Annotated in this window: 20 protein-coding genes; 2 read left to right on the top strand and 18 right to left on the bottom strand. The window is 72.3% G+C overall.

Features of this window, described 5'->3' with window-relative positions:
- Positions 1 to 131 precede the first annotated feature (131 nt).
- The 4 genes from hisH to BEP24_RS02305 all read right to left on the bottom strand — a co-directional run bounded on the left by hisH (position 132) and on the right by BEP24_RS02305 (position 3072).
- A complete protein-coding gene (hisH, locus tag BEP24_RS02320) occupies positions 132 to 782 on the bottom strand; it encodes an imidazole glycerol phosphate synthase subunit HisH (RefSeq protein WP_253181533.1) in 651 nt (216 codons plus the stop codon).
- Positions 779 to 1381, bottom strand: coding sequence for an imidazoleglycerol-phosphate dehydratase HisB (hisB, locus tag BEP24_RS02315; protein WP_065959853.1), 603 nt, complete (start codon positions 1379 to 1381; stop codon positions 779 to 781). Before hisB ends, hisH begins: the two co-directional genes overlap by 4 nt.
- On the bottom strand, positions 1378 to 2484 hold the full coding sequence (locus BEP24_RS02310; RefSeq protein WP_141693322.1) for a histidinol-phosphate transaminase: 1107 nt from the start codon (positions 2482 to 2484) through the stop codon (positions 1378 to 1380). Before BEP24_RS02310 ends, hisB begins: the two co-directional genes overlap by 4 nt.
- A gap of 210 nt (positions 2485 to 2694) precedes the next feature.
- Positions 2695 to 3072 carry a LysM peptidoglycan-binding domain-containing protein gene (locus tag BEP24_RS02305; protein ID WP_065959850.1) on the bottom strand — a complete coding sequence of 126 codons (378 nt, stop codon included), beginning with the start codon at positions 3070 to 3072 and terminating at the stop codon, positions 2695 to 2697.
- Between the two features lie 236 nt (positions 3073 to 3308).
- Between BEP24_RS02305 and lexA the strand changes: the two genes are divergently transcribed.
- The gene (gene lexA, locus BEP24_RS02300) at positions 3309 to 3953 is read left to right on the top strand and encodes a transcriptional repressor LexA (protein WP_065959848.1); all 645 of its coding nucleotides are present in this window, start codon (positions 3309 to 3311) and stop codon (positions 3951 to 3953) included.
- A 338-nt stretch (positions 3954 to 4291) separates the two neighbouring features.
- Here the strand turns inward: lexA and hflX are convergent, their stop codons facing one another.
- A complete protein-coding gene (gene hflX, locus BEP24_RS02295) occupies positions 4292 to 5830 on the bottom strand; it encodes a GTPase HflX (RefSeq protein ID WP_065959931.1) in 1539 nt (512 codons plus the stop codon).
- A 61-nt stretch (positions 5831 to 5891) separates the two neighbouring features.
- Between hflX and BEP24_RS02290 the strand changes: the two genes are divergently transcribed.
- On the top strand, positions 5892 to 6506 hold the full coding sequence (locus tag BEP24_RS02290; RefSeq protein ID WP_065959846.1) for a methyltransferase: 615 nt from the start codon (positions 5892 to 5894) through the stop codon (positions 6504 to 6506).
- A gap of 104 nt (positions 6507 to 6610) precedes the next feature.
- Here the strand turns inward: BEP24_RS02290 and dapF are convergent, their stop codons facing one another.
- The 13 genes from dapF to BEP24_RS02225 form a co-directional block, all read right to left on the bottom strand.
- Entirely contained in the window at positions 6611 to 7501 is an 891-nt protein-coding gene (gene dapF, locus BEP24_RS02285; protein WP_065959845.1) for a diaminopimelate epimerase, read from the bottom strand.
- On the bottom strand, positions 7498 to 8451 hold the full coding sequence (miaA, locus tag BEP24_RS02280; RefSeq protein ID WP_171898699.1) for a tRNA (adenosine(37)-N6)-dimethylallyltransferase MiaA: 954 nt from the start codon (positions 8449 to 8451) through the stop codon (positions 7498 to 7500). Before miaA ends, dapF begins: the two co-directional genes overlap by 4 nt.
- Positions 8438 to 9934 carry a tRNA (N6-isopentenyl adenosine(37)-C2)-methylthiotransferase MiaB gene (gene miaB, locus BEP24_RS02275; protein WP_065959843.1) on the bottom strand — a complete coding sequence of 499 codons (1497 nt, stop codon included), beginning with the start codon at positions 9932 to 9934 and terminating at the stop codon, positions 8438 to 8440. Before miaB ends, miaA begins: the two co-directional genes overlap by 14 nt.
- 140 nt (positions 9935 to 10074) lie before the next feature.
- Complete coding sequence (locus BEP24_RS16320) at positions 10075 to 10950, bottom strand: regulatory protein RecX (RefSeq protein WP_083230006.1); 876 nt, start codon at positions 10948 to 10950, stop codon at positions 10075 to 10077.
- Entirely contained in the window at positions 10947 to 12008 is a 1062-nt protein-coding gene (gene recA, locus BEP24_RS02265; protein WP_065959841.1) for a recombinase RecA, read from the bottom strand. Before recA ends, BEP24_RS16320 begins: the two co-directional genes overlap by 4 nt.
- Before the next feature lie 335 nt (positions 12009 to 12343).
- The gene (locus tag BEP24_RS02260) at positions 12344 to 12568 is read right to left on the bottom strand and encodes a DUF3046 domain-containing protein (RefSeq protein ID WP_065959838.1); all 225 of its coding nucleotides are present in this window, start codon (positions 12566 to 12568) and stop codon (positions 12344 to 12346) included.
- 178 nt (positions 12569 to 12746) lie between these two features.
- The gene (locus tag BEP24_RS02255; protein ID WP_058742950.1) at positions 12747 to 13055 is read right to left on the bottom strand and encodes a helix-turn-helix transcriptional regulator; all 309 of its coding nucleotides are present in this window, start codon (positions 13053 to 13055) and stop codon (positions 12747 to 12749) included.
- A gap of 152 nt (positions 13056 to 13207) precedes the next feature.
- Positions 13208 to 13840 carry a nicotinamide-nucleotide amidohydrolase family protein gene (locus BEP24_RS02250; RefSeq protein WP_083230005.1) on the bottom strand — a complete coding sequence of 211 codons (633 nt, stop codon included), beginning with the start codon at positions 13838 to 13840 and terminating at the stop codon, positions 13208 to 13210.
- Positions 13840 to 14478 (bottom strand): CDP-diacylglycerol--glycerol-3-phosphate 3-phosphatidyltransferase, encoded by a 639-nt coding sequence (pgsA, locus tag BEP24_RS02245; protein WP_065959837.1) that lies wholly within the window; start codon positions 14476 to 14478, stop codon positions 13840 to 13842. The genes BEP24_RS02250 and pgsA overlap by 1 nt, the downstream gene beginning before the upstream one ends.
- A 19-nt stretch (positions 14479 to 14497) precedes the next feature.
- Entirely contained in the window at positions 14498 to 17464 is a 2967-nt protein-coding gene (locus BEP24_RS02240) for a DNA translocase FtsK (RefSeq protein ID WP_065959835.1), read from the bottom strand.
- Positions 17465 to 17512: 48 nt separating this feature from the next.
- Complete coding sequence (locus BEP24_RS02235) at positions 17513 to 18757, bottom strand: FtsX-like permease family protein (protein WP_065959834.1); 1245 nt, start codon at positions 18755 to 18757, stop codon at positions 17513 to 17515.
- Complete coding sequence (locus BEP24_RS02230) at positions 18754 to 19503, bottom strand: ABC transporter ATP-binding protein (RefSeq protein WP_065959831.1); 750 nt, start codon at positions 19501 to 19503, stop codon at positions 18754 to 18756. Before BEP24_RS02230 ends, BEP24_RS02235 begins: the two co-directional genes overlap by 4 nt.
- Positions 19500 to 20537 carry an efflux RND transporter periplasmic adaptor subunit gene (locus BEP24_RS02225; protein WP_065959829.1) on the bottom strand — a complete coding sequence of 346 codons (1038 nt, stop codon included), beginning with the start codon at positions 20535 to 20537 and terminating at the stop codon, positions 19500 to 19502. Before BEP24_RS02225 ends, BEP24_RS02230 begins: the two co-directional genes overlap by 4 nt.
- Positions 20538 to 20619: the final 82 nt, after the last annotated feature.

Genomic DNA, 20619 nt, shown 5'->3' with positions numbered 1-20619 from the left:
GGTTGGTCACCGTCCGCTGCGCGTGGTCGCGCGGGCGCTGCGGGGCTGGTCGGCGGTCACGCGCCGGGAGCGTCCGCGGCGCAGGCGCCATCTCGTAGCGAGCCGAGCCGACGCGGCGCCGAGCCGGGGCATCAGAGCGACTGCACCCAGTTCCGGAGGAGCCGGATGCCCGGCTCGCCCGACTTCTCGGGGTGGAACTGCGTCGCCGTGAGGGGGCCGTTCTCGACCGCCGCGACGAACCGCTGCCCGTGCTCGGCCCAGGTCAGGCCCGGCGCACGGAAGGGACCGTAGGCATCGAGCGGGAAGTCCGTGACACCGTAGGAGTGCACGAAGTAGAACCGCTCGTCGTGCAGGCCGTCGAAGAGCACCGAGTCGGCCGGGGCCTCGACCGTGTTCCACCCCATGTGCGGCAGGACGTCGGCCTCGATCTGCTCGACCGTGCCCGGCCACTGTCCGAGGCCCTCGACGTCGACCCCGCGCTCGATCCCGCGCGCGAACATCACCTGCATGCCGACGCAGATGCCGAGCACCGGGCGTCCGCCGGCCAGGCGGTGGTCGACGATCTCGCCGCCGCGCACCCCTTCGAGCTGGTCGACGACCGCGGCGAACGCGCCGACGCCGGGGACCAGGAGACCGTCCGCGCGCAGCGCGGCCTGCTTGTCGGCCGTGAGGGTGACGTTCGCCCCGGCGCGCTCGAGTGCCTTGGCGGCCGAGTGGACGTTGCCGGACCCGTAGTCGAGGACGACGACGTCCGGCTTCGCGCCGGTCAGCAGCTCGGTCACAATGCTCCCTTGGTGGACGGGATGCCGTCGACGCGGGGGTCGAGCTCGACCGCGCGACGCATCGCCCGGGCGAACGCCTTGAACTCGGCCTCGGCGATGTGGTGCGGGTCGCGACCGCCGAGCACCCGGACGTGCACGGTGATGCCCGCGTTGACCGTGATCGCCTCGAAGACGTGGCGGACCATCGAGCCGGTGAAGTGCCCGCCGATCCGGTGGAACGCGAAGCCCTCGGGCTCTCCGGTGTGCACGAGGTACGGGCGGCCGGACACGTCGACGACCGCCTGCGCGAGCGCCTCGTCGAGCGGCACGAGGGCGTCACCGTACCGGCCGATGCCGGACCGGTCGCCGAGGGCCTGCTTGATCGCCTGCCCCAGCACGATGCCGGTGTCCTCGACCGTGTGGTGCACGTCGATGTCGGTGTCACCCGTCGACCGGACGCGGAGGTCGATCAGCGAGTGCTTGCTGAACGCCGTGAGCATGTGGTCGAAGAAGGGCACGCTCGTCGAGACGTCGGACGAGCCGGTGCCGTCCAGGTCGAGCGACAGCTCGATGCTCGACTCGCTCGTGCTCCGGCTGATGGCGGCGGTACGGGCGGTCATGCTGCAACCCTAACCGGGGGCTGGTCGACGGCGACGCGGCGCATGGCCTCGAGGAACGCGGTGGTCTCCTCCTCGGTACCGGCGCTCACCCGCAGGTGGTTCGGGATCCCGAGGTCCCGGACGATGACGTCCTGCTCGAGCAGGGCCTCGAACGCCGCATTCGGATCGGCCACACCGCCGAACAGCACGAAGTTCGACCACGTCTCGTAGGTGCGGTAGCCCATCGCGGCCAGTTCGGTCACCATGCGGTCGCGCTGCTCCTTGATGTCATCGACCATCGCGAGCATCTCCGGGGCGTGGCGGAGCGCGGCGACGGCGGCAGCCTGCGTCAGGGCGGACAGGTGGTACGGGAGGCGGACGAGCCGGACCGCGTCGACCACGGCGGGGTCGGCTGCCATGTACCCGACGCGGGCGCCCGCGAAGGCGAACGCCTTGCTCATCGTCCGGGAGACCACGAGGCGCTCGCGTCCCGGCAGGAGCGTCACAGCGCTCGGGGCGTCGGCGGGCATGAACTCGGCGTACGCCTCGTCGACCATCACGATGCCGTCGGTCGCGTCGTAGGCGGCACGGATCGTGTCGATCGACAGCGGGGTCCCGGTCGGGTTGTTCGGCCCGCAGAGGAACACGATGTCGGGCTGGTGCTCCCGGATCGCCGCGACGACGGTCTCCGGCGAGATCCGGAACTCGTCGTCACGCTCTGCCGGGATCCAGGTCGTCCCGGTGCCGGCCGCGAGGATCGAGTGCATCGAGTAGGTGGGCGGGAAGCCGAGCACCGAGCGACCCGGGCCCCCGAACGCCTGCAGGAGCTGCTGCAGGACCTCGTTCGAGCCGTTCGCTGCCCACAGCTGCTCCGCGGTGAGTCCGTGGCCGAGGTACGCGGCCAGGGACTCGCGGAGCTCCGTGAACTCGCGGTCGGGGTACCGGTTGACCGTGGTCAGCGCCTGCCGGATGGACGCGACGATGTCGTCGGCGACGTCCTGCGGCACGGGATGCGTGTTCTCGTTGACGTTGAGCTGCACACGCACGTGCTTCTGAGGAGCGCCGTACGGGCTCTGCCCGCGGAGGTCGTCGCGGATGGGGAGGTCGTCGAGCGAGGTTGCCACCGATCCATCGTAGGCCGACGGGGGCTGCATGCCCCAGGCCGTCCGGACGGTGACTGACGGGCGACCGATCACGCCACCGTCGAGCGACCTGCGCTGCCCGTCATGCCAGCCGGCCGAGCGGCCCGCGCTGCCCGTCATGCCAGCCGGCCGAGCGGCCCGCGCTGCCCGTCATGCCAGCCGGTCGAGCGGCCCGCGGGCCGACGCTCCGACTCAGTCGCCGTGGGTGTACTTCGCCGGGATGGCGATCTGCTCGCCCGCCTGCAGCGACGACCCGTCGAGCGCGTTCAGGCTGACGACGTCCTGCACGAAGTCGCGGGGGTCAGCCTGCGGCGCTGTCTCCTCGGCGAGCTGCCACAGGGTCTCCCCCGGCTGCACGGTGACGGTCGCGAAGTGGACCGTCGACCCGGCGCGCGAGGCGTCACCGGCGGAGGCCTGTCCACCGTTGAGGACGGCCACGGCCACTGCGGCGAACAGGGGGATCGCGGCGAGGGTCGTGAAGACGATGCGTCCGCGGCGCGTGAGACGCAGGCGTGTACGGACGGCGGTCGTCGCGGAGCGCTGGTGGTCAGCGATGGCGATGGTGCTCATGTCGTTCTTGCCTTCCCGTTCGGGTGGACCGAAGTCGTGTACCGAACATAGTTTCGAACCAGACCTCGCACAAGTCCCAGGGAGAGATTTCTGCGGGATTTTCTGCCGACACGCTCGAACAGGTGTTTGTCCGGCCTGGAGCGGTCGGATACTGTTTCGATCGACTGGGACGAGTCAAGCGGGGACCACCGACATTCCCGCCGACCGGCTCCGGCACCGACGAAGGGCGAGACGACGTGGCGGACGAACTGCGGAGCCAGAAGCCGCTGACGGCGAAGCAGCAGGCGATCCTCGACGCGATCCGTGCGTCGGTCGCGAACCGGGGCTACCCGCCGAGCATGCGCGAGATCGGCGACGCGGCCGGCCTGTCCTCGCTCTCGAGCGTCTCCCACCAGCTCGGCCAGCTCGAGCTCGGCGGCTGGATCCGCCGCGACCCGAACCGCCCCCGCGCGCTCGAGGTCCTGGTCGACGAGCCCACGCTCGACGTGGACACCCCGGACGTCGACGCGACGACCCTCGTGCCGCTCGTCGGTCGCATCGCCGCCGGCGTCCCGATCACCGCCGAGCAGCACGTCGACGAACTCGTGCCGCTCCCCCGACAGCTCGTCGGGACCGGTGACCTGTTCATGCTCAAGGTCGTCGGCGAGTCCATGATCGACGCCGCGATCTGCGACGGCGACTGGGTGGTCGTCCGCTCGCAGCAGACCGCGGACAACGGGGACATCGTCGCCGCCATGCTCGACGAGGAAGCGACCGTCAAGGTCTTCCGCCAGCGCGACGGGCACACCTGGCTGCTCCCGCGGAACTCGGCGTTCGAGCCGATCCTCGGCGACGCCGCGACCGTGCTCGGCAAGGTCGTCGCGGTCCTCCGCTCCATCTAGCCGCGGCGCCGCAGGCGATCGCGGTCGCGGATCGCCGTGGGCGGCCGCGGCGGCGGACCACGCGCGGCTCGCGGTACCGCCGCACAACGAGAGGCACGTCGCACCACGTGATCACGTGGCGCGACGTGCTTCTCGTTGTGCGGCGCGCCCGCGTCTCGCGCAACGCGCGTGCGCGACACGCCGCGCCGCGCCGCGTAGGTAGCGGTGCAAGCAGGCGAAGCGGCCGCGCCACGCCGGACCGATGCGGCCTGGCCGGCTCSCGTCCGACGCGACGACGGACGGACGGGAGGCGCGGTGCCAGCCGGCACCGCGCCTCCCGTCCGTCCTCTGGTCCGGTCCTAGCCGGCCGCGACCGGCGCGACCACGTAGGGGTCGAGCTCCGCGACCTGGCGCTGGAAGACGCGCACCCGCAGACGTGTGCCGTCCTCGACGTACTCCGTCGACTCGACCGCGCCGGAGTCGTGCAGCGACGACACCAGGTCGCCGCGGTCGTAGGGGATCACCACGGTGAGGTCGACGTCCGGTTCGGGCAGTCGCTCCTCGATCGCGGCGAGCAGCTCGGGGACGCCCTCGCCGGTGCGCGCCGAGACGAACACCGCGTCGGGGACGAGCCCGACCAGGACGAGCCGCTGCGACTCGTCGATCAGGTCGGCCTTGTTGAACGCGACCACCTCGGGGATGTCCCGGGCGCCCACGTCGCCGATGACCTCCCGGACCGTCGCGAGCTGGGCCGCGGGGTCGGGGTGCGAGCCGTCGACGACGTGCACGATGACGTCGGCCTGGCCGACCTCCTCGAGCGTGGACCGGAACGCCTCCACCAGCTGGTGCGGCAGGTTGCGCACGAACCCGACGGTGTCGACGAACGTGAACTCGCGACCCTTCGTGCTCTCGGTCCGGCGGACCGTGGCGTCCAGCGTCGCGAACAGCTGGTTCTGCACCAGCACGCCCGCGCTCGTCAGCCGGTTCAGCAGCGAGGACTTGCCGGCGTTCGTGTAGCCCGCGATCGCGACGCTCGGCACCTCGTTGCGGGCGCGGTCGGCACGCTTGGCCTCACGCGCCGGGGTGAACCCGGCGATCTGCCGACGGAGCTTGGCCATCCGGGTGTGGATCTTCCGGCGGTCGAGCTCCATCTTCGTCTCACCGGGACCACGGGAACCCATGCCCGCACCGCCGGAGACCTGACCACCGGCCTGCCGGGACATCGACTCACCCCAACCGCGCAGACGCGGCAGCAAGTACTGGAGCTGTGCGAGCTCGACCTGCGCCTTGCCCTCGCGGGTGGAGGCGTGCTGGCTGAAGATGTCGAGGATCACGGCCGTGCGGTCGATCACCTTGACCTTCACGACGTCCTCGAGCGCACGACGCTGCGAGGGCGCGAGCTCCGTGTCCGCGATGACCGTGTCGGCGCCGGTGGCCTTGACGACCATCGCGAGCTCGGCGGCCTTGCCCTTCCCCAGGTAGGTCGAGGGGTCGGGCGTGGGTCGTCGCTGCAGCAGCCCGTCGAGCACCACCGCACCGGCCGTCTCGGCCAGCGCCGCGAGCTCACGGAGCGAGTTCTCGGCGTCCTGCGCATCGCCCTGCGGGTACACGCCGATGAGGACGACCTGCTCGAGCCGGAGTTGCCGGTACTCGACCTCGGTGACGTCCTCGAGTTCGGTGGAGAGACCGGCGACCCGGCGCAGGGCGGCCCGGTCCTCACGGTCGTACTGGTCGCCGTCGCCGGTCCAGTCGTGGTCGTCGACCGAGCGCGTCTGGATCGCCTGGGCCGGTGCGAAGATCGCCGAGGAGGCTCGGGAGTCCGCGTTGCGGAGGACCCGCTCGACGACACCCTCGGCGCTGTCGTCGGACCGTCCGTCGTTCATGTTCGTTTCCGTCATCTTCTCCACAGGGTACCGCCGCCACGCCCGGGACACACGGGTGGGCCGGTACGGTTCTTCCATGGCGAACGACCACTACTTCTCCGCGAACCCGTCGTCGGAGGAGCGTCAACGCCAGGTGCACGTCACGCTCGCCGGCCGCGACCTCACCCTGAGCACCGCAGCGGGCGTCTTCAGCCCGGACGGGATCGACCGCGGCACCCGCGTCCTGCTCGGCGCCGTGCCACCGCCCGCGACCGAGGGCGCCCTCCTCGACGTCGGCTGCGGCTGGGGCCCGATCGCGATCACGATGGCGCTCGAGTCCCCGGACGCCCAGGTCTGGGGCGTCGACGTGAACGAGCGCGTGCTCGGACTCGCCCGCGCCAACGCGCAGACCGCGGGGACCGAGAACGTCACCGTCGCCCTCCCCGACGACGTCCCCGCCGACCTCCGCTTCCGCACGATCTGGTCCAACCCGCCCATCCGCGTCGGCAAGGACGAACTGCACACCATCCTCACGACGTGGTTGCCGCGGCTCGAGGTGGGCGGTGACGCCTGGCTCGTCGTGTCGAAGGACCTCGGTGGCGACTCACTGCAGAAGTGGCTCGCGGACACGCTCGGCGGCGCGTTCGTGGTCAGCCGGGCGTCGACGGCCAAGGGGTTCCGCGTCATCCGGGTGCACCGCGCCGCCGAGTAGCGGGTCGCCGGCCGCCCAGCCGCACGACCGGCAGGTTGCCCGACCGGCGGGATGCCCGACCGGCGGGATGCCCGATCGTGACCGTCCGGCGGGATGCCCGCCGTTCAGACGGTCAGGTCCCCCGAGAACACCAGCTCCGCCGGCCCCGCGAGCGCCACGTGCTCGCCGTCCTCGGCCGCGAACATCCGCACGGTGACGACGCCACCGGGGACGCGCACGCGCCAGGTGTCCGGCGCGGACGGTCCGGCCCAGTACCGCGTCGCCAGGGCGGCGGCGACCGCCCCGGTCCCGCAGGACAGCGTCTCGCCGCTCCCCCGCTCGTGCACGCGCATGGTGATCTCGCCCACGCCGTCCTTGACGAGCGGGTCGCCGGGCAGGACGAACTCGACGTTCGCCCCGGCTTCCGGTGCGGGGTCGAGGACCGGGATGTAGGTCAGGTCGAGACCGGACAGCTCGTCCTCGGTGGCGACCGCGACGACGACGTGCGGGTTGCCGACGTCGATCCCCAGGCCCGGTCGTGCGCCGTCGAGCTCCCTGGCACGGACCAGCACGTCGTTCGCACCGCCGCCCTCGATGCCGAGCCCCCACCGTCCGAGGTCGGCCGAGAAGCCGTTCGTGGTGCGCTGGACGTCGACGAGCCCCTTCCGGCTGCCGACGGTCAGCGTCTCGCCGGGCGCCAGGTCGACGAGCCCGGACTCGGTGAGGTACCGCGCGAACACCCGGATGCCGTTGCCGCACATCTCCGCGATCGAGCCGTCGGCGTTGTGGTAGTCCATGAACCACGTCGCCTCGGGTGCGACGGCGAGCAGCGGACGTCCCTCGGGCAGCGCCTCGGAGCGGACCGCGCGGATGACGCCGTCGCCGCCGACACCGAACCGGCGGTCGGCGATGGCGCGGACGCGCTCGGGGGTCAGGTCGACCGTCGCGTCGGGGTCGGCGAACAGGACGAAGTCGTTGCCGGTCCCCTGGCCCTTGGTGAAGTGCAGCTCGGTCACGGGACGATCCTACGGGCCGCCTCCTGCAGCCCCGCGACGTCGGCCCCGGTGACGTCGAGCACCTCGGCGTCGGCGTAGCGCTTGAACCAGGACACCTGCCGCCGCGCGTACTTGCGGGTCGCGACCGCGGTCGCCTCGACGGCCTCGTCGACGGTCGCCCGCCCGTGGAGCACGTCGAGCGCCTGCGAGTAGCCGATCGCGGCCCGGGCGGTCCGGCCCTGCTCGAGTCCCCGCGCTCGCAGGCCGGCCACCTCGTCGACGAGCCCCCGGTCGAACATGCGCGCTGCGCGCGCGTGCAGCGACTCGACGAGGGCGGTCCGTTCGCGGTGCAGGTGCAGGACGCGGGCGGGTCGCCAGGCGCGGGGCGCGGACGGGAGGCGCGGGGTCACGACCTCGGACCGGCTCGCGATCTCGAGTGCCCGGATCAACCGCCGCGGGTTGCGCTGGTCGACGTCGGCTGCGGCCGCCGGGTCGAGGGCGCGCAGCCGTTCGACGAGCACGCCCGGTCCGAGCTCGGCGTGCTCGCGCTCGAGCTGTGCGCGCAGTTCGGGGTCCGTGCCCGGGAACGCGAGGTCGAACAGCACCGACGACACGTAGAGCCCGCTGCCGCCGACGAGGAGCGCCACGGACCCCGACGCCGTGATCCGCTCGACGTCGGCGCGGGCCTCCTGCTGGTAGGCCGCGACACTGGCCTCGTCGGTGACGTCGAGCACGTCGAGCTGGTGGTGCGGCACACCCCGCCGTTCCGCGACGTCGAGCTTGGCGGTCCCGATGTCCATGCCGCGGTACAGCTGCATGGCGTCGGCGTTGACGATCTCCGCCGCGCGACCGGACCGCGCGAGCTGCTCGGCGATCGCGAGTGCGAACTCGGACTTCCCGGTCCCCGTCGCGCCGACGACGGCGATCAGGTCGACGGCAGCGGCGTGGGTCGCGGGCTCAGCGTCCGACACGGAGCGTGGGCAGGCCGAGCGAGACGGGACGCGGGCCGTTCCCGACGGGGGCCGGCGCAGCGGGGACCCCGCAGCTCTCCGCCTGGGCGCGGTCCCACGCGTCGCCGGCGCGCGTGCGGCGGATGCGGAGCGGTGCCTCGCCGTCCGCGATGAGGAAGTGCGGGGCGGCACGGGTGACCTCGACCGTGACGACGTCGCCCGGACGTGGCACCGCGGAGCCCTGCGGCACCGCGAAGTGCACGAGGCGGGAGTCCTCGGCGCGGCCGGACAGCCGGTGCGTGGCGTCGTCCTTCTTGCCCTCACCGGTGGCGACGAGCACCTCGACCGTGCGGCCGACCTGCTTCGCGTGCTCCTCGGCGGTGATCCGGTCCTGCAGCGCGACGAGTCGCTCGTACCGCTCCTGCACGACGGCCTTCGGCAGTTGCTCGTCCATCGTCGCGGCCGGTGTCCCGGGTCGGATCGAGTACTGGAACGTGAACGCCGAGGCGAACCGGGACTGCTCGACGACGCGGAGGGTGTCCTGGAAGTCCTCCTCGGTCTCGCCGGGGAAGCCCACGATGATGTCGGTCGAGATCGCGGCGTGCGGGATCTTCGCGCGCACCCGGTCGAGGATGCCGAGGAACCGCTCGCTGCGGTAGCTGCGGCGCATCGCCTTGAGCACCCGGTCGGAGCCGGACTGCAGGGGCATGTGCAGCTGCGGCATCACGTTCGGCGTCTCGGCCATGGCGTCGATCACGTCGTCGGTGAAGGCGGCCGGGTGCGGGCTCGTGAACCGCACGCGCTCCAGGCCCTCGATCGCACCGGCCGCTCGCAGCAGCTTGCCGAAGGCCTGGCGGTCGCCGAACTCGACGCCGTACGAGTTGACGTTCTGCCCGAGGAGCGTGACCTCGATCGCGCCGTCGTCGACGAGCGCCTGGATCTCGGCGAGGACGTCACCGGGCCGGCGGTCCTTCTCCTTGCCGCGCAGGGACGGCACGATGCAGAACGTGCAGGTGTTGTTGCAGCCGACCGAGATCGACACCCAGCCGCTGTGCGTCGAGTCGCGCTTCGTCGGCAGGGTCGAGGGGAACACGTCGAGCGCCTCGAGGATCTCGATCTGCGCCTCGTCGTTGTGCCGCGCACGCTCGAGCAGCGTCGGCAGGGATCCCATGTTGTGCGTCCCGAAGACGACGTCCACCCAGGGCGCCTTCTCGAGGATGACGTTCTTGTCCTTCTGCGCCAGGCACCCGCCGACGGCGATCTGCATGCCGGGGTGCTCCCGCTTGATGCCCGCGAGCTGCCCGAGGTTGCCGTAGAGCCGGTTGTCCGCGTTCTCGCGCACCGCGCAGGTGTTGATGACGACGACGTCGGCCTGCTCGCCGTCCGCCGCGACGTACCCGGCGGCCTGGAGCGAACCACTGAGCCGCTCCGAGTCGTGCACGTTCATCTGGCACCCGTAGGTGCGGACTTCGTAGGTGCGCGTGGGCGCTGCGACGGTGGCCATGATCGTCCCAGTGTAGGTCTGACGGCGCGGCCGCCGGGCCCGGTCCGAGGCGCTCAGGCACACCCTTCCGGCTGTCCAGGCGCATGCACCGGGATGCAGCGGCGCCCCCTGCCGGGCACCCCTCGGACCGACCCGCGCCGCTACTCGAAGCGGACCGCGCCGCCACCCGGCGAGGGGCGCCGAGGCCCGCCGTCGAGCGCCCGGGCCACCGCGACCCGCACCACGCCCGAGCCGTAGCCCTTGCGCATGAGGAAGCCGCTCAGTCGTCGTTCCGCGGTCGCCCGGTCGAGTCCGCGCATCTGCCCGGCGCGCTTCTCGGCGAGCTCGATCGCGCGGACGAACTCGTCGTCCGCGTCGTCGGCAGCGGCGTCGAGCGCGGCTTCGATCGCCGCCTGGTCGATGCCCCGTCGGCGGAGTTCCGCGACGACGCCCTGCCGGCCGAGGCCCTTGCGGTCGTGCAGGCGGTCCACGAGGTCGGTCGCGAGGGCGACGTCGTCGAGCAGACCGACGCGCGTCAGGCGTGCCACCTCGTGTTCGACGACGTCGGGGTCGAGGTCCTGCTTGGTCAGCACCTGACGCATCTCGGACTCGCTGACGCCCTTGCGACCCAGCGCGCGCATGCTCAGTCGCTCGGCGTCCGCGCGCTGTTCCTCGATCGGTCGCGGCGCATCCGCCGGGTCGAGCGCTTCGCCGGAGTGGATGGCGAAGACCGACGCGCCGGCCGCGTCCGCAGTGTCCGTGTCGTAGCCGTCGAGCTCGGCACGGGCGCTGCGCCCGGTGCCGTCACCGACGACCGGGGACAGCCACTCGGCCGGAGCGGGAGCGCCGTCCTCGTCACGGTCGTCCGCCCAGGAATCCTGTGCGGCGACCGACGGTCCGTCATCGACGCCCGGTGCACCCCCGGCGGCACCTGCTCCCGCGGTGTCGTCTGCGCGAGGGCGACCACGGCGGGATCGCGCACCGAACAGGTCCGTGACCGGTGCGAGACCCTCGCCGTGGTCGTGCTCGTCCGTCACGCGCCCTTGCGCTCCGCGATCTTCGGCGCGATCGGCTCGACCTTCGCGTCCGTCTCCTTCGCCCCACCGACGCCGAGCTTCACGAGGATCTTGCCCTCGATGTCAGCCGCGATGTCCGGGTTCTGGATGAGGAACGAGCGCGAGTTCTCCTTGCCCTGCCCGAGCTGGTCGCCGTCGTACGTGTACCAGGCGCCGGACTTCTTCACGATGCCGTGGTCGACGCCGAAGTCGAGCAGCGAGCCCTCGCGGGAGATGCCGGTGCCGTACAGGATGTCGAACTCGGCCTGCTTGAAGGGCGGGGCCATCTTGTTCTTGACGACCTTGACGCGCGTGCGGTTGCCGACGGCGTCGGTGCCGCTCTTCAGCGTCTCGATGCGACGGATGTCGAGGCGCACCGAGGCGTAGAACTTCAGCGCCTTGCCGCCCGCGGTGGTCTCGGGGCTGCCGAAGAACACACCGATCTTCTCGCGCAGCTGGTTGATGAAGATCATCGTGGTCTGGGTCTGGTTCAGGCCACCCGCGAGCTTGCGGAGCGCCTGCGACATGAGTCGCGCCTGCAGACCGACGTGCGAGTCACCCATCTCGCCCTCGATCTCGGCGCGGGGCACGAGCGCCGCGACCGAGTCGACGACGATGAGGTCGATCGAGCCGGAGCGGACGAGCATGTCCGCGATCTCGAGCGCCTGCTCACCGGTGTCGGGCTGCGACACGAGGAGTGCGTCGATGTCGACGCCGAGCTTCTTGGCGTACTCGGGGTCGAGCGCGTGCTCGGCGTCGATGAAGGCTGCGATGCCCCCGGCGCGCTGGGCGTTCGCGATGGCGTGCAGCGTCAGCGTCGTCTTGCCGGAGGACTCCGGGCCGTAGATCTCGATGATGCGGCCGCGGGGCAGGCCGCCGATGCCGAGTGCGACGTCCAGGGCGACGGACCCGGTGGGGATGGTGGCGACGGGTGCCCGGTCGTCCGAGCCGAGGCGCATGACCGTGCCCTTGCCGAACTGCCTGTCGATCTGTGCGAGTGCGGTCTCCAGGGCCTTCTCGCGGTCTGCCGGTGATGGCATGGGGTGCTCCTTCGTGCTCGATGTCGGCCGCCTGTAGGCTGTCGCGTCCACCCCGGCCGGTGGTGCAGGGCCGGTGCTGTGCGACAAGGCTTCGGGCTGTTCCCGATGACTCGAACCTAGGGCGGGCCACCGACATCACTGCCGACGACCGCGGGTCCTGTGGACGAGCTTCTGGAACAGCGCCGTTGTGGAGGAACGTAGCACCGATCGAACACGCGTTCGAGCAACACGCCGAACACACGTTCGGGCGCGGCGCCCCGCGACGAGCCCGGCACCGGAGCACCGATGCCCGCGAGCGAGCCCCCGCCCGCGTCCGCCAGCGAGCCCGCGCCCGGTCAGTCGTGCGGCTCGGCGAGCCCCTTGCCGTGCCGCTTGTCGAGCGGGACGTCCTGCGACTCGCAGAGGGCGTCCCAGACCCGTCGGGTGTCGACCCCGGCGTCCAGGGCCTCGGCTGCCGACCGGCCGCCGAGCTCCTCGAGCACGACGTCCCGGGTGACGACGGCACCGTAGGCCGCACCGAACACCTGGTCGACGGCCCGCCAGAACTCACTCACCCGCATCCGTCCAGCGTACCGAGGCCGAAGCCACGCCTCCCGCAGCCCCGGGAGCGCACCGGCACCGCCGGGAGCGCACGAGCACCGCCGGGAGCACGACCTGTCACGGCCGCACGCACGCCCCCGGACGCACGAACGCCCCCGCCGTGGTCGGCAGGGGCGTCACGTGTCGTGGCGGGACGGGTCAGCGCACCGCGAGGTCGTTGTCGAACTCGGCGACGAGGTCGTCGGGCAGCGTGTCGGGGACCGGGGTGAGTCCCTCGACGACGGCGAGACGGTCTCCGACCTCTCGCATGATGGTCGAGATGGGGGTGTCGAGTGCGTCGGCCACCGAGGCGAGGATCTCGGAGCTGGCTTCCTTCTGCCCACGCTCCACCTCGCTCAGGTAACCGAGCGCGACGCTGGCCTTGGACGCGACCTGACGGAGGGTCCGGCCCTTCTGCAAGCGGAAGTCCCGAAGCACGTCGCCGATCTCCTGACGAACGAGAACCATGTGGACTCCTCCTTCCTGTCGTCTCCGCGCCCGCCTGGTCCGGGTGACCGGGGTCGGGTTGCAACAGTGACGTTGCCGATCGCAGCATGCTAGCGACGCTGCCTGCCGTCCTGCTGGAGATTGCGTGGGATGTAACCCAGCGGTAACGAGGCCTATTCCCCCTCGTGCACCGTCGCCGACATCCGTGTCAGGAGTTCGGAGACGGTCGCGTCCCGGATTGCCCCGCGGTCGCCGTCGAGGTGCAGTTCGACCGCCCGGGCCCCGTCGGCCGACGCGATGCCGACGAAGACGGTGCCGACGGACTTGCCGTCCTGCGGGTCCGGACCGGCGACACCCGTCGTGCTGATCCCCCACGTCGCGGGCTCGCCGTCGACCGCCAGCGCGGCGCGGACGCCGCTCGCCATCTGCCGTGCGACCTCCGGGTCCACGGCGCCGTTCGCCGCGAGGAGCGCTGCATCGACCCCGAGCACGGTGTGCTTCACGGGCGTCGCGTACGCCACGACCCCACCGCGGACGACGGCGCTCGCACCGGGGACCCCGACGAGCGTCGCGACGACCAGGCCCCCGGTCAGGGACTCGGCGACCGCGACGGTCTCGCCGCGTTCGGTGAGCGCCGCGACGAGTGCCCGGGCCACCCCGGCGGTCGCGTCCGGCCGGGCGGTCGGCTCCGCCTGGCCGGTCGGCTCCGACTGGTCGGGCACGTCCGGCACGTGGTCGCCAGACGACGGGCCGGGAGGCGCGACCCGCGTCGCCGGGGCGTCGTGCGCCCCCGGGTCGGTCGCCATCAGGACGTGGTCCGGTTGTGCTTCCAGGCCTGCCACAGGTAGTCCACACCGCTCAGGACGGTCGCCGCGAGGGCCGCGGTCATGAGGATGCCGTTCACCCAGTGCGCGAGGTCGCCGACGAGGTTCCACCACGGGAACAGCGCCAGGGTGATCGCGACGGCCTGCAGCACGGTCTTCACCTTGCCGCCGCGGCTCGCCGGGATGACGCGGTCGGACAGCACCGCGAACCGGAACACCGTGATGCCGATCTCGCGGACCATGATGAGCACCGTCACGATCCAGGGCAGCTCGCCCAGGATCGACAGCGCCACGAGCGCGCCGCCGATGAGCACCTTGTCGGCGATCGGGTCGACGAGCTTGCCGAAGTCGGTGACGAGGTCCTGTCGGCGGGCGATGATCCCGTCGGCGCTGTCCGTGACGATCGCCACGACGAACACGACGGCCGCCCAGATGCGCAGCGACGTGTCCTGCCCGCCGTCGGTGAGCAGCATGACGAAGAACAGCGGCGCCATGAGGATGCGCACGACGGTGATGACGTTCGCCACGTTCGCCGTCGACGCCGGCCCCGGGCCCTTGCGCAGCACGCGGCCCCGCCAGGGGAACCGTGCCGCGCTGCGGCTGCTGCCCGTCCCGCTCATCGCACCCGTCCCTCGTCCGTCAGTCACGACCCGTCAACCCCCACGCGTCCTCGTCCGGCCCCTCGTCCTCCTCAGGGTACCCACGGGTCATGTCCGCCACCGGGTCGGCCCCGTAGCGGTCGTCGTCGCCGTCCGACGACACCGCACCGCCCGCTGCTCCCGCGGCGCCACCGATGCCGTCGGACGCCGCACCGACGGCAGGAGCGGCAGGAGCGACCGCGGCCGGCGGGTCCTCGCCGCGCAGCTTCGCCAGCACACCGGCGAGCTGGTCCGGGGTGACGAGGACGTCGCGCGCCTTCGACCCCTCGGACGGCCCGACGATGTCCCGGGACTCCATGAGGTCCATGAGCCGTCCGGCCTTCGCGAACCCGACGCGGAGCTTGCGCTGCAGCATCGACGTCGAGCCGAACTGCGTCGACACGACCTGCTCGACGGCCGCGAGCAGGAGCTCGAGGTCGTCGCCGATGTCGGCGTCGATCTCCTTGCGCTCGACCACGGCCTGGACGTCCTGGCGGTACTCGGGGCGGGCCTGCCGGGTGACGTGCGCGACGACCTCGGCGACCTCGCTCTCCTGCACCCAGGCGCCCTGCACGCGCACGGCCTTCGAGGACCCCATGGGCAGGAACAGCGCGTCGCCCTGCCCGATGAGCTTGTCGGCTCCCGGCTGGTCGAGGATGACGCGCGAGTCGGTGACGCTCGTCACCGCGAACGCGATGCGCGACGGCACGTTGGCCTTGATGAGACCGGTGATGACGTCGACCGACGGTCGCTGCGTCGCGAGCACGAGGTGGATGCCGGCCGCACGTGCCAGCTGCGTGATGCGGACGATCGACTCCTCGACGTCACGCGGCGCGACGAGCATGAGGTCCGCGAGCTCGTCGACGACGACGAGCAGGTACGGGTACGGCTTGAGCTTCCGCTCGCTCCCCGCGGGCAGGATGATCTCGTCGTTCTGCACGGCCTTGTTGAAGTCGTCGACGTGACGGAACCCGAACGACGCGAGGTCGTCGTACCGCATGTCCATCTCCTTCACGACCCACTGCAGCGCCTCGGCCGCCTTCTTCGGGTTCGTGATGATGGGCGTGATGAGGTGCGGGACACCGGCGTAGATCGAGAGCTCGACGCGCTTCGGGTCCACCAGGACCATCCGGACCTCGGACGGCTTCGCGCGCATGAGCAGCGAGGTGATCATCGAGTTGATGAACACCGACTTGCCGGAGCCGGTCGAACCCGCGACGAGCATGTGCGGCATCTTCGCGAGGTTCGCCACGACGAAGCCGCCCTCGACGTCCTTGCCGACGCCGATGGTCATCGGGTGCTTCGACTTGGTCGCCGCGTTCGAACGGAGGACGTCGCCGAGCGAGACGACCTCGCGGTCGGTGTTCGGGATCTCGACGCCGATGGCGCTCTTGCCCGGGATCGGCGACAGGATCCGGACCTCGTTCGACGCGACCGCGTACGACAGGTTCTTCGACAGCGCCGTGACGCGCTCGACCTTCACACCCGGGCCGAGCTCGATCTCGTAGCGCGTGACCGTCGGGCCGCGCGAGAAGCCGGTGACCTTCGCGTCGACCTTGAACTCGGTGAGCACGCCGGTGATCGCGGCGACGATGTCGTCGTTCGCCTGGCTGCGGGCGACCGAGGGCGTGCCGGCGCTCAGGGTCGTCGCGGCGGGCAGGCGGTACGGCGCGGCGGGGTCCTCGTCGGCGTCCGTCGCGGCGAGCGGTCCCGCGTCGTCGGGCTCGGGCGCCGAGGCCGACACGACCGGCGAGACACCCGCGTCGGGACGGACGACGGGTGGGGCGGGCCGCTCGGGCACGGCGACCCCGGAGTTGCGCAGCGCCTGTTCGGCGACGTCGAGGTCGTGCTCGACGTCCTGCTCGACCGAGTCGTTGAGGTTGACCGAGGAGGGCACGGCCGGGGTGTGGTCGACGAGACCGGCGGCGGCTCCGGCGTTCGGCGAGACCGAGGGCGCGGCGACCGTCGGCGGCACGGGCGGTGCCTGCTGCGTCGCGGCGGCCGGCAGCACGGGGCTGTCGTACGCCGGGTCTTCCTCGCGGCCGGACTTGTTCCGCCGCCACCAGGGCACGGTGCTGCCCTCGGCGTCGGCCGCCTCGGGGTCGCCCTGCTCGTCGAACCCGAGGTCGTCGAACAGCTGGAGCTCGGGTCCGTCCTGCTTCGTCCGACGCGACCCCTTGGTGCGCGGCGTCGGCTGCGCCGGGGCGGCCGCCTCGTCGACGTCGTCGGTGTCCGCGGGCGCCGGGGCGCCGAACAGGTACGCGTAGAGCTCGTGCAGCCGTCGGCCGGTCTTGTTCGGCGGCGTCTTGGTGATGATGAAGAGCGAGAGCACGAGGAGCACCACGGCGACCGGGACCGCGACCCACACGGTGGCCACCGCGACGAGCCAGCTGATCACGACCCAGCCGAGGACACCACCGGCGGACGCGAGCGCGACCATGCCGTCGGCCGCGCTCGGCTGCCCGCCGAACACGTGGCAGAGCGAGGCGATGGACACCAGGAGCAGCCCGAGGCCGATCCCGATCCGGGTGTTGTCGTGCACCGAGGCGGGGTGCCGGAAGAGCCAGCCCGCGAAGACGATCATGATGACCGGGAGCGCGAACGCCAGACGGCCGAAGATCCCGCCGAACGTGTAGGCGTCGAGGGCGATCGACACCGGGTTCGTCGGGTTGAGCCACTCGACGACGCCACCGGCGAGCGCGAGCACGAACAGCAGGAACGGGAAGCCGTCGCGCCGCTCGTCGGCGGCCAGGGACTCCTTGCCGAGCAGGCGGAACAGCGCGCCGACGCCGTGCGCCATGCCGAGCCACGCGGTGACGAGCGGGTTCTGCTCGCGGAACACCGGTGTCGGGGCGGCCTGCGGCAGCTTCTTCGTGGTCGCCTGCGTGCGCGACGTCCCGCGCGACCCGCTCCCGCGGGACGACGTGGACGCGCGCGAGCGCGTGGTCGACTTGGTGCCTCCGGCCATGGCGTCGACCCTAATCCCCGGCCGGGACATTCCGTGGATGCCCCGCCATCAGTACCGGATCGCGTCGATCACCTTGACCCGGACCGCGACGAGCGCCGGCAGGAAGCCGGCGAGCGCCCCGACGAGCACCGCCGAACCGACCCCGACGAGCGCCGCCTCGACGGGGAACGGTGCCCCGCCGATCTCGACACCGTCGGTGATGAGCCCGCGCACGGTGTCGTTGCCGAGCACCGCGGCGCCGACCATGACGCCGATCCCGCCGGCGACGAGGGTTCCCAGCACGTTCTCGAGCAGCACCGCGACGAAGATGCGGCCCGCGGTCGCGCCGACCCCGCGCCGGATGCCGATCTCGCGGATGCGCTGTCGCACGCTGACGAGCGAGACGTTGAGGAGCCCGAGGCCGCCGAGCACCAGGACCAGGACGGCGGTGCCCGCGATCACCCAGCGGAGCGCACCGAGCGGGTCGCCGCCCACCGAGCCGCCGGCGTCCGACCGCGAGGGCTCGACCGTCCACCCGGGGCCGAGCGCGCGCTCCGCGTCGGACGCCATGCGCTTCGCGACCGCCTTGCCGTCGGCCTCCGGGACCCAGACCTCGAAGGCGCGCTGGGTCCCGAGGTCGGGGGACGCCGTGGCGTTCGCGGTGGCGACGGAGTTCGCGAGCTGGAACATCGTGGGCTCGGTGTCGTACTCCGACGTGACGACGGACCCGATCACCACTGCGGTGACGGCCGGGCTCCCGGGGAGCCGGACGGTCGGGTGGGTGCTGATGTCGGGGTTCCCGATGCGGTCGAGGAACGCCTGGTTCACGACGATCGCGGGAGCCAGTCGGTCTCGGTCGGCCTCGGTGAACCACTCCCCCGCACCGAGGCGCACCCGGTGCATCTCGGCGTAGGCGGGGTCGACCGTCGTGCCGGACACCGAGGCGACGCCGTCGGGGAACTGCACGTCGCGCTGCAGGTAGGTCGCCTCGGTGACGTACCGCACGCGGTAGCGCTCGGCCCCGGCCCGGAGCTCCCGGTCGAGTGCGGCGGCGTCCGCGACGGCCGCGGGACCGGTCCCGGACGAGGCCGGGGAGGTCCCGCTGAAGGTCCAGGTCGCCGCCCGGCCGCCGTACTGCTCGCTGTAGGCGGCGGTGACGCGCTCCGCGAGCGAGCCGAACCCGACGACGACCGCGAGCGAGGCGACCGCGATGGTGACGCCGACCAGGCTGAGGACGACGCGGCCCCGGTGGACGCGGAGCTCCTGCCAGGACTCGACGAACGTCCCGACCACGGTGGTGAGCAGCCGGTTCACGCGACGACCCCCGCACCGGCGACGCGCACTTCCTCGGTGGGACCCGCGCCGCCCCCGTCCGGGACCGGCCCGTCCACGACCACCCCGTGGTCGATCGTGTGCACCACGTCCGCCCGTGCGGCCACCGCGGGGTCGTGCGTGATCGTGACGAGCGCCGCTCCGGTCTCCGACGCCACCGTCTCGAGCAGCTCCATCACGACGCGTCCGGTGTCGACGTCGAGCGCGCCGGTCGGCTCGTCGGCCAGGATCAGCCGGGGCCCGCGCACGAGCGCCCGGGCGATCGCGACCCGCTGCTGCTCACCGCCGGACAGCCGGTGCGGCTGGGTGTCGGCCTTGTCGGCGAGCCCGACGCGGTCGAGCATCTCGAGGGCGGCACGGCGGCGCGTCCAAAAGGTACGCCCGCTCGCGTACAGCAACGGGACCTCGACGTTCTCGACCGCGGTCCGGCCTTGCAGCAGGTTGAACTGCTGGAACACGAAGCCGACGTCGGCGCCCCGGATGCCGTCGCGGCGCACCGAACCGGCACGCCCGACGTCGCGTCCGTCGAACTCGTGCAGCCCGTCGGTCGGGGTGTCGAGCAGCCCCAGGACGTTGAGCAGCGTGGACTTCCCCGAGCCGGAGCGACCGACGATCGCGACGCGGCTGTCCGCCTCGACGTCGAGGTCGACCCCGCGCAGGATCTCCAGCGTCGACCCGTCGGGCAGCGGGACGGACTTCCGGAGCCCGCGCACGTGGACGAGGCTCATCCGCCCGTCACCGTCCCGCCCTCGGTCGCGTCGTCCTCGGGCTGCTCCTGCTTGCCCGGCACGAACTGCAGCACGGTGTCGCCCTCGGCCACGCCGGCGCGCACCTCGACGGTCTCGCCGTCGTTCAGGCCGAGCTGTACGGTGCGCTCGCTGCGCTTCCCCTCGTCGTCGACGACCGTCACGACGCCCTGCTGCGCGGTGCCCTGCACGGCCGTGGTGGGCAGGGTCAGCACGCCCTTCGCCGAACCCGCCGCGACGGCGACCTTGACCTCGAGCCCGGGGAACACCGTGACGTCGCCCGGGACGTCGCACTGCAGCTGCGTGCCGCCGGAGGTCCCGGCGCCGCCCTCGGTGCCGGTGCCCGCGCCCTGGTCGCCCGACTGCGACCCGCCCGCGGCGGACCCGGGCGAGCCGGCGTCCTGGCCGGCGCTCGTCAACGTGAGGTTCGTGCAGGTGAACGGGGCCGGGCCGTCGGTGACCGTGACCGTCGCCTCGGACGGGCGCGCGGTCAGACGGTACAGCTGCGCCGCGGCGAGCGTCGCGGACACCCGGTAGGCGTCCGGGGCGACCCGCGCCACGGTGTCACCGATCGCGACGGGCTGCTTCGCCACGAGGTCGAGGCCGGACACCTTCCCGGCCGCGGGTGCGACGACGGTGGCGAACGTCACCTTGGGCGGCAGCGCGGAGCCGTCCTCGGCGGTCGCGGTGGACGGCGTCTCGACGCGCAGGTCGAGGATCGGCGTGCCCTGCTGCACGGCGGTGCCGTTCGCGACGAACACCCGGTTGACGGTGCCCTCGGCCGTGGCGCGCACCGCGGTCGACGGGACGGACTCGACGGTCCCGGTCGCCTCGACGTCGTTGACGACGTCGCCGGTGGTCACGGCGACCGTCGGGTCCTCGAGCTGCGCGGTCGGCGTGGTCTCCTCGCCGTCGGGCTGGGCCGCGAAGAACGCGAGGCGGAGGAGGGCCACCGCGATGGCGGCGAACACGAGGAACTTCAGGCCGGGCCACACCCAGCGTCGCAGGACGGTCACCTCTGGACGGTATTGGCTGACATACCGAGGGAGCATCATCCTGTGGGATGAACCAGGTTGGCCCGTGGGACGGGACCGCCGT

The organism is Curtobacterium sp. UCD-KPL2560 (assembly GCF_001705035.1).
Taxonomy (GTDB): Bacteria; Actinomycetota; Actinomycetes; order Actinomycetales; family Microbacteriaceae; genus Curtobacterium.
Note: the sequence above shows the minus strand (reverse complement) of the source record. Positions and strands in the feature narration are given on the sequence as shown.